7 protein-coding genes are annotated in these 7,767 nt (G+C 70.1%); 6 read left to right on the forward strand and 1 reads right to left on the reverse strand.

Going from position 1 to position 7,767, the window contains the following annotated elements:
* The first annotated feature begins 91 nt into the window (after nucleotides 1-91).
* The 6 genes from AmiPiv_RS24410 to AmiPiv_RS24435 are packed head-to-tail and all read left to right on the forward strand — an operon-like array spanning nucleotide 92 to nucleotide 7,390.
* Entirely contained in the window at nucleotides 92-949 is an 858-nt protein-coding gene (locus tag AmiPiv_RS24410; protein WP_340041753.1) for an FAD binding domain-containing protein, read from the forward strand.
* Nucleotides 946-3,858 carry a molybdopterin-dependent oxidoreductase gene (locus AmiPiv_RS24415; RefSeq protein ID WP_340041755.1) on the forward strand — a complete coding sequence of 971 codons (2,913 nt, stop codon included), beginning with the start codon at nucleotides 946-948 and terminating at the stop codon, nucleotides 3,856-3,858. Before AmiPiv_RS24410 ends, AmiPiv_RS24415 begins: the two co-directional genes overlap by 4 nt.
* Nucleotides 3,855-5,381 carry a 6-hydroxynicotinate reductase gene (locus AmiPiv_RS24420; RefSeq protein WP_340041757.1) on the forward strand — a complete coding sequence of 509 codons (1,527 nt, stop codon included), beginning with the start codon at nucleotides 3,855-3,857 and terminating at the stop codon, nucleotides 5,379-5,381. Before AmiPiv_RS24415 ends, AmiPiv_RS24420 begins: the two co-directional genes overlap by 4 nt.
* Nucleotides 5,378-6,382 carry a UPF0280 family protein gene (locus tag AmiPiv_RS24425; RefSeq protein WP_340041759.1) on the forward strand — a complete coding sequence of 335 codons (1,005 nt, stop codon included), beginning with the start codon at nucleotides 5,378-5,380 and terminating at the stop codon, nucleotides 6,380-6,382. The genes AmiPiv_RS24420 and AmiPiv_RS24425 overlap by 4 nt, the downstream gene beginning before the upstream one ends.
* Nucleotides 6,375-6,959, forward strand: a complete 585-nt coding sequence (locus tag AmiPiv_RS24430; RefSeq protein ID WP_340041761.1) for an amino acid synthesis family protein — start codon at nucleotides 6,375-6,377, stop codon at nucleotides 6,957-6,959. The genes AmiPiv_RS24425 and AmiPiv_RS24430 overlap by 8 nt, the downstream gene beginning before the upstream one ends.
* Complete coding sequence (locus AmiPiv_RS24435; protein WP_340041763.1) at nucleotides 6,941-7,390, forward strand: MarR family winged helix-turn-helix transcriptional regulator; 450 nt, start codon at nucleotides 6,941-6,943, stop codon at nucleotides 7,388-7,390. Before AmiPiv_RS24430 ends, AmiPiv_RS24435 begins: the two co-directional genes overlap by 19 nt.
* A gap of 79 nt (nucleotides 7,391-7,469) precedes the next feature.
* Here the strand turns inward: AmiPiv_RS24435 and AmiPiv_RS24440 are convergent.
* On the reverse strand, nucleotides 7,470-7,767 hold a 298-nt coding region (locus AmiPiv_RS24440), incomplete at its 5' end, for an aldehyde dehydrogenase family protein (RefSeq protein WP_340041765.1).

The following is a 7,767-nucleotide window of genomic DNA, read 5'->3' on the forward strand; positions in this document are numbered from 1 at the left end:
CCTTGCCGCGAAAGGCTGCTTTGACAAAAGGTCGCGGCGGATTATCATTTGCATGCGAATGAATTGACCGGCCCGGGCCGGGAGGCATTGCGTGACCCGCTACGCGAGACCCACGACGCTCGACGAAGCACTCGCCCTGCTGGGCGAGGGGGCCTGGCGGGTCGTGGCCGGCGCCACCGATTTCTATCCCGCGCTAGGAAGTTCCCCCATCCGGCAGGACATGCTCGACATCAACTCGATCGCCGAGCTGCGCGGCATCGCCGAGACCGAAACGCATGTCGTCATCGGCGCCCGCACCAGCTGGACGGAGGTTCGGCAGGCAGCGTTGCCGCCGGCCTTCGACGCGCTGAAGCAGGCCGCGCGCGAGGTTGGATCGGTGCAGATCCAGAACGTCGCCTCGGTCGCCGGCAATTTGTGCAACGCCTCGCCGGCGGCGGACGGCGTTCCGGCGCTGATGGTGCTCGAAGCCGAAGTGGAGCTGCGCTCGTCTCTGGCGACGCGCCATCTCGCATTGCCGGACTTCATCCTGGGCAACCGCCGCACCGCGCTGCGGCCCGGCGAGATGATGACGGCCATCCGCGTGCCCAGGGCCGCCGCCGGCGGCCGCTCGGCCTTCCTCAAGCTCGGCGCGCGGCGCTATCTCGTCATTTCCATCGCCATGGCGGCGGCAAGGGTGACGCTTGATCGTGACGGCGGGATCGAGGCCGCGGCGGTCGCGGTTGGCGCCTGCTCGGCGGTGGCCCAGCGCCTGCGGGTCCTGGAGGCGGAACTGGCCGGTCAGGCGCCGGACGCCATCGAGTACATCGTCGCCAGGGCGCCCCTCGATGAATTTTCGCCGATCGACGACGTGCGCGGCAGCGCCCACTACCGGCGGTCCGCCGCGCGCGAGATCGTCGCCCGCGCCCTGCTGGCGGCCGCAGCCGATCCGCAAAGGCGGGCCGCCGCATGAAACCCGACCGCGCGCCGATCAGCTTCATGGTCAACGGCGCGCCGGCGTCGGTCTCGGCCGCCCCGATGCGGCGGCTGTCGTCCATCCTGCGCGAGGAGCTCGGCCTGACAGGCACCAAGGTCGGCTGCGATGCCGGCGATTGCGGCGCCTGCACCGTGCTGCTCGACGGCTCCCCCGTCTGCGCCTGCCTTGCGCCCCTGGCTTCGGCCCAAGGCTGCTCGATCCGCACGGTCGAAGGGCTCGGCGGCGACGGCCTGTCGGCGCTGCAGGCCTCGTTCCTTGCGCATGGCGCCGCTCAATGCGGCATCTGCACGCCGGGCATGCTGATGGCGGCAACGGCGCTGCTGGAAAATAGGCCGCAACCGAGCGAGGACGAGGTGCAGGAGGCGCTCGGCGGCGTGCTGTGCCGCTGCACCGGCTATCGCAAGATCATCGAGGCGGTGGTGGAGGCGCATCGTTTCCTCCCACCCCCCTCTGGCCTGCCGGCCATCTCCCCCTCAAGGGGGGAGATCGGCAGTTTGAACGCTGCGCCCACCTCGCGGCCCCGGCGATTGGCGAAGGCGACGCCACAGCTAATCTCCTCCCTTGAGGGGGAGATGGCCGGCAGGCCAGAGGGGGGTGCATTATCCAAATGGTGCGACTTCACCCTTCCTCCCGCCGGTGCTGCGGTGGGCGCATCGCCGGTCAGGCTCGACGGCGTGCCCAAGGTGACGGGCGCGGACCGCTTCGGCGCCGATGCGTTCCCGACGGATGCGCTGTCGGTGCTGGTCGTGCGTTCGCCGCACCATCGCGCGGCCTTCAGCTTCGGCGATCTCGGCGCCTATGTGGCGCAGAACGCCGGCGTCGGCGGCGTATTCACGGCGGCGGATATCCCGGGCGTCAACCGGTTCGGCGTCATCCCCGCCTTCGCCGACCAGCCGGCGCTGGCCGAGGCCGAGACGCGGTTCCGCGGCGAGGCGGTGGCGCTGGTGGCCTGCGAGGGCTGGGCCGCGCGCGATATCGACCTGGCGGATTTCCCCGTGCGCTGGCAGGAGCTGCCGGCGCTCTTTGCGCCGGAGCAGGCCGAGCAAGACGGAGCGACGCTTGTCCATGCCGGGCGCGCCGGCAACATACTGGTGCGCGGCCATGTCGAGCGCGGCGACCCGGAGGCGGCGCTCGCCCACGCTGCCGCCGTCGTCTCGGGCGAGATCGAGACGTCGTTCGTCGAGCACGCCTATGTCGAGCCGGAGGCCGGCCACGCCGTTTTCGACGGCGACACGCTGACCGTCGTTGCCTGCACCCAGGCGCCCTACATGGACCGCGACGACACCGCGCGGGTTCTCGGCCTGCCGCCGGAGAAGGTGCGCATCGTGCCGACCGCCACCGGCGGCGGCTTCGGATCCAAGCTCGATCTCTCGGTGCAGCCGCTGATCGGCCTGGTGGCGCTGAAGACGGGGCGGGCGGCGGCACTTGCCTACAGCCGCCGCGACTCGATGACGTCGACCACCAAGCGGCACCCCGCGCGGATGCGCGCGACGCTGGGGGCCGATGCGGACGGCGCCATCGCCGGCATGGTCTTCGACGGCGCGTTCGACACCGGCGCCTATGCCAGCTGGGGACCGACGGTCGCGAACCGCGTGCCGGTCCATGCCAGCGGGCCCTATTCCACGCCGAACTACCGGGCGACGAGCCGCGCCGTCCATACCAACGGCCCGGTTTCCGGCGCCTTCCGCGGCTTCGGCGTGCCGCAGGCCGCGATCATGCAGGAGACGCTCTACGACGAGCTGGCCGACAAGCTCGCCATGGATCGCCTGCAGTTCCGCTTGAACAATGCGCTTCGGAACGGGGGCGAAACGGTCACGGGCCAGCGGCTCGAGGCCGGCGTCGGCATCGTCGACTGCCTCGAGGCTCTCGAACAACATTGGAAACGCGCCCTGGCGGAGGCCGCGTCGTTCAACGCCGGCAACGTCGCGCGGAAACGCGGCGTCGGCATCGCGTCCTGCTGGTACGGTTGCGGCAACACCTCGCTTCCCAACCCCTCGACCATCAGGCTCGGCATCGCGCCCGCCGGCAAGGTGGTCCTGTACCAGGGGGCGGTGGACATCGGGCAGGGCTCGAACACGGTGATCGCGCAGATCGTCGCCGACGCTCTGGGATTGGCGCTTGCGGATATCGAGCTGAGAAGCGCCGACACCGCATCCACCCCCGACGCCGGCAAGACCTCGGCCTCGCGCCAGACCTATGTCTCGGGCAGGGCGGCGGAAAAGGCGGCGCACACGCTGCGCGACGAGATCCTGCGCGTCGCCAATGTCTCGCCCGCCGCCCGGCTGCATCTCGAAGCCGGCGTGCTGACGGTGTGGGAGGGCGACCTGCGCCGCCACATCGACCTCGAGAGCCTGCAGCCGGATGGCCACGGCCTCGTGTTCACGGCCGAGGCGACCTACGATCCGCCGACCACGCCGCTCGATGCGAAAGGCCAGGGCCGGCCCTATGCGGTCTACGGCTTCGGCGCCCAGATCGCCGAGCTCGAGGTCGACCTGGCCATCGGCACGGTGCAGCTCACCAGGATCACTGCCGCCCATGACGTCGGCAAGGCGATCAATCCGCTGCTGGCCGAAGGGCAGATCCAGGGCGGCATCGCCCAGGGCATCGGCATGGCGCTGATGGAGGAATACATCCCCGGCCGCACCGAGAACCTGCACGACTACCTGATCCCGACCATAGGCGACGTGCCGCCCATCGAGACCATCCTGGTGGAAGTTCCGGATCCGGAAGGACCCTTCGGTGCCAAGGGTCTGGGCGAGCACGTGCTGATCCCGACCGCGCCGGCGATCCTCAATGCCATCCGCCACGCCACCGGCGCCTCGGTGCGCAGGCTGCCGGCGACGCCGTCGCGCATCCTCGCCGCCATCCGCGGGAAGAGCCGATGAGCGAGCTGTCCGAACGCTTCGAGACCCATGATCCCGGCGACAAGCAGGCCGGCGAGAAGCTGCGCTGCGACGCCTGCCCGGTGATGTGCTACATCGCCGAGGGCCGCACCGGCGCCTGCGACCGCTACGGCAATTTCGGCGGCCGCATCGTGCGCTGCGATCCCGTCAGGGTATTGGACTATGCGGTCGAGAGCGGCGCGGCCGTCGTGCCTTTTTCGGCCGAGCCCTGGGACGGCGAACTCGTCAACACCGGCCGCCGCTTCGTCACCGCCATCGGCGCCGGCACCACCTATCCCGACTACAAGCCGGCGCCGTTCATCGTCAGCCAGGAGGTCGAGGGCGTCGACCTGGTGACCGTCGTCACCGAGGGCATCTTCTCCTATTGCGGCGTCAAGGTGAAGATCGACACCGACCGCCACATCGGCCCGGAAACGGCGACGGTGCGCGCCGGGGGCGAAGCCGTCGGCCACGTGACGACGGGCGAGTACGGCTCGCAGATGCTGTCGCTCGGCGGCGTCAACCATCTCACCGGCGGCTCCAAGCCGGAAGGCCGCGTCACCTGCGAAACGCTGATGGACCTGTGCAACAAGAAGCCGGTGGAACTGGCCATCGACGGCGGCGCGACCGTGGTGGTCGAGGCCGGCAAGCCGCCGGTGATCGACGGCACGGTCGAGCACAGGATGCGCGTCGGCTGCGGCTCGGCGACCATCGGCATGTTCGCCAGCCAGTGGCGCGGGCTGGTCGACGAAGTGGTGGTGGTCGACGACCACATCACCGGCGTCGTCTCCGAGCACCAGGCCGGCAAGGTGCTGGGCTGGCAAGATACGGGGATAAAAATCCTCGGCCGGCGCTCGACGCCGGGGCGCTATTTCAAGGTGTCGGAACCGGGGCTGGGCTGGGGTGGGACGACCATTTCCGATCCGCTGGCGATCCTGGGCGACTGGAACCCGAAGAAGGGCGCGCGGCCGGGCCTGTCGCTGCTGATGGTGTCGACCACAGGCGAACAGTTCGCCTATTACGAGCTCGACGGCGACCTGCGCCCGGTCGAAATGCCGTTCCCCGACAGGCTCAGGAAATCGGTCGGGCTGATCGAGGACAATTGCGAGCCGGCGCTGTGCACGGTGCTCTTCGTCGGCGGCGCCGGCGGCAGCCTCAGGGCCGGCGTGACCGAGAACCCGGTCAACCTGACGCGTTCGGTGCATCGGCTCGAGACCTATGTCACGGTCGGCGGCGCGCCGGTCTATGTCTGGCCGGGCGGCGGCATCACGCTGATGGTCGATGTCACGCGCGTGCCCGACGGCGCCTTCGGCTATGTGCCGACGCCGGCGCTGGTCGCGCCCATCGAGTTCACCCTGCGCAAGGACCATTATCTGGCGCTGGGCGGCTACGGGGCCGAGATCAGGACCGTCGCGGACGTGCTCGGGCGCGGCGGCGAATATTTCAACGACCGCGCCACCGGTCCGGCGCCTTCCCCCAATCCCTGGCCGCCGCTGGCTCAGCTCAGGCGGGGACCGGGACAATGACCGGCCCGCAAGCCAACTGGCTGCCCGACGGGCGGCGGCTGCATCTCAACCACGGGCCGATCGACCTGGTCGTCGAGGCATTCGGCGATGCCGTCGAGGTGCAGGCCGCCTACCGGCAATGCGCGGCGCGCTTCGAGACGATCCTGCCGGAACTGGTCGAGGAATTGCCCGAACTCCGCCGCCCGACCGGCAAGCAGCCGCGGCCGTTCGCCGGCCCGACGGCACGGCGCATGGAGGCCGCGGTGGCGCCGCTGGCGGAACGCTTCATCACGCCGATGGCGGCGGTAGCCGGATCGGTAGCCGACGAAATGCTCGAGGCGACGGTTCTGGGTCGCGCGCTCTGCCGCGCCTATGTCAACGACGGCGGCGACATCGCGCTGTACATCGCGCCGGGCGAGCGGATCGACGCGGCGATCGCCGGCACCGGCCGAGCCGACCGGCTGACGATCCGCGCCGAAGACCGGGTGCGTGGCATTGCCACCAGCGGCTGGCGCGGCCGCAGCTTCTCGCTCGGCATCGCCGATGCGGTCACCGTGCTTGCCGTGAGCGCGGCTGCGGCCGACGCCGCGGCGACGCTGATCGCCAATGCGGTCGACCTGCCCGGCCACCCGGCAATCGCGCGCCGGCCGGCGCGGCAGCTCGCGCCCGACAGCGATCTCGGCGAACGGCCGGTGACGACGGCGGTCGGCCCGCTGAGTGCGCCCGAGGTTGCGGCGGCGCTGGATGCAGGGCTGCAGGTCGTGGAAGATTTCCGCCGGCGCGGCCTGATCGAAGCGGCCGCATTGTTCCTGGGTCGCGATGCGCGCTTCTCGGGGCTGTTGCCATCTCATCCGGCCGCTGCATGGCCATCCTCTCTCCGCCTGGGAGAAGAGGCGAGCGCCGTCGCTTCCACGCTCCTCCCCAGCCACGACATCGATCCCGGTACCGAGGCAGCGCAGCGGGGGCCGGGTGTCGGGAAAAAGACCGTATCGATGCCAACCAAGGAATTTGACCATGCCTGAATTTCCGGTCCGCAAGATCGCGGTGACGGTCGAGGAGATCTTTCACGACGGCGGTTTGCCGGCAAAGGAGCCGCGCCGGCGGGCCGCTGCGCTCGCGGTGGTGAAGAACCCCTTCGCCGGGCGCTATGTCGAGGTGCTGCAGGCGGCGATGGAGGACCTGAAGCCGCTCGGGCTGATGCTCAGCGACCGGCTGATCGCCGCGCTCGGCGGCGACGTCAAGGCCATCGACGGCTACGGCAAGGGCGCGATCGTCGGCTCCGCCGGCGAGCTGGAGCATGGCGCCCTTTGGCACGTGCCCGGCGGCTACGCCATGCGCGAGCGGCTGGGCGAGGCCAAGGCGATCGTGCCGTCGGCCAAGAAGCTGGGCGGCTTCGGCGCGCGCATGGATGTGCCGATCGGCCATGTGAATGCCGCCTATGTGCGCAGCCATTTCGACGCCATGGAGGTCGGCGTGCCCGACGGGCCGCGGCCCGACGAGATCGTCTTCGCGCTGGTCATGACCTGTGGCCCGCGCATCCACAACCGCATGGGCGGGCTGAAAGCCGAGGACATCAAGGCATGGGACGGGTTGCGATGAGCCCGGACGATCCCGGCCACGACGTCGGCTACCGGCTGCAGGACCAGATAGGCTTCATCCTGCGCAAGGCGCACCAGCGCCATGTGGCGATCTTCGCCGCGCATATCGCCGACCTCACCCCGCCGCAGTTCGCCGCGCTCGCCAAGCTGCGCGACGTCGGCGAGACCTCGCAGAACCAGCTCGGGGCGCTGATCGCCATGGACGCGGCGACGGTGAAGGGGGTGATCGACCGGCTCGCGGCGCGCGGGCTGGTGCGGCTCGGCAAACACGAGGTCGACAAGCGCCGGCTGCTGGTCGGCCTGACGGAGGAGGGGCAGCGGACGGTCGAGGAACTGGTGCCGCTGGCCCGGACGATCACCGAGGAGACGCTGGCGCCGCTGTCGGCGCGCGAGGCGACGACCTTGCTGCAGCTGCTGGCGAAGATTTCCTGAGGGGGGAGGGGAATAGGGCAGTAGGGGAATAGGGGAGTATGTTTCCCTTACTCCCTTACTCCCTTACTCCCTTACTTTCTCAGTCCCCGTACGGGACCCAGACGTTCTTGACCTCGGTGGCGCGGCGCAGGAACGCCTCGCCCTGGGCGGTCTGCCAGTCGAGGCTGCGGCCGTGGCCGGTCCAGACGCGCTTGAGGTTGCCGACGGATTCGGCATCCGCCTTGGCGCAGATGTCGGCCTCGGCGACGACCCAGAGGCCGTCGACGTCGTCGTGCCTGGCGAGCACGGCGGCAAGTTCCGCCGTGTGGCCGGTGACGATGTTGACCGCGCCCGCCGGAACGTCGGAATATTCGAGCACCTGGTAGAGGTCGGTGGCG

Origin of the sequence: Aminobacter sp. Piv2-1 (assembly GCF_037625995.1) — a bacterium.
Taxonomy (GTDB): Bacteria; Pseudomonadota; Alphaproteobacteria; order Rhizobiales; family Rhizobiaceae; genus Aminobacter.

Excerpts from the sequence above, each read along its gene's own strand:
- AmiPiv_RS24415 (WP_340041755.1), top strand. The coding sequence starts at position 946 with ATGAAACCCGACCGCGCGCCGATCAGCTTCATGGTCAACGGCGCGCCG.
- AmiPiv_RS24420 (WP_340041757.1), top strand. The coding sequence starts at position 3,855 with ATGAGCGAGCTGTCCGAACGCTTCGAGACCCATGATCCCGGCGACAAG.
- AmiPiv_RS24425 (WP_340041759.1), top strand. The coding sequence starts at position 5,378 with ATGACCGGCCCGCAAGCCAACTGGCTGCCCGACGGGCGGCGGCTGCAT.
- AmiPiv_RS24430 (WP_340041761.1), top strand. The coding sequence starts at position 6,375 with ATGCCTGAATTTCCGGTCCGCAAGATCGCGGTGACGGTCGAGGAGATC.
- AmiPiv_RS24435 (WP_340041763.1), top strand. The coding sequence starts at position 6,941 with ATGGGACGGGTTGCGATGAGCCCGGACGATCCCGGCCACGACGTCGGC.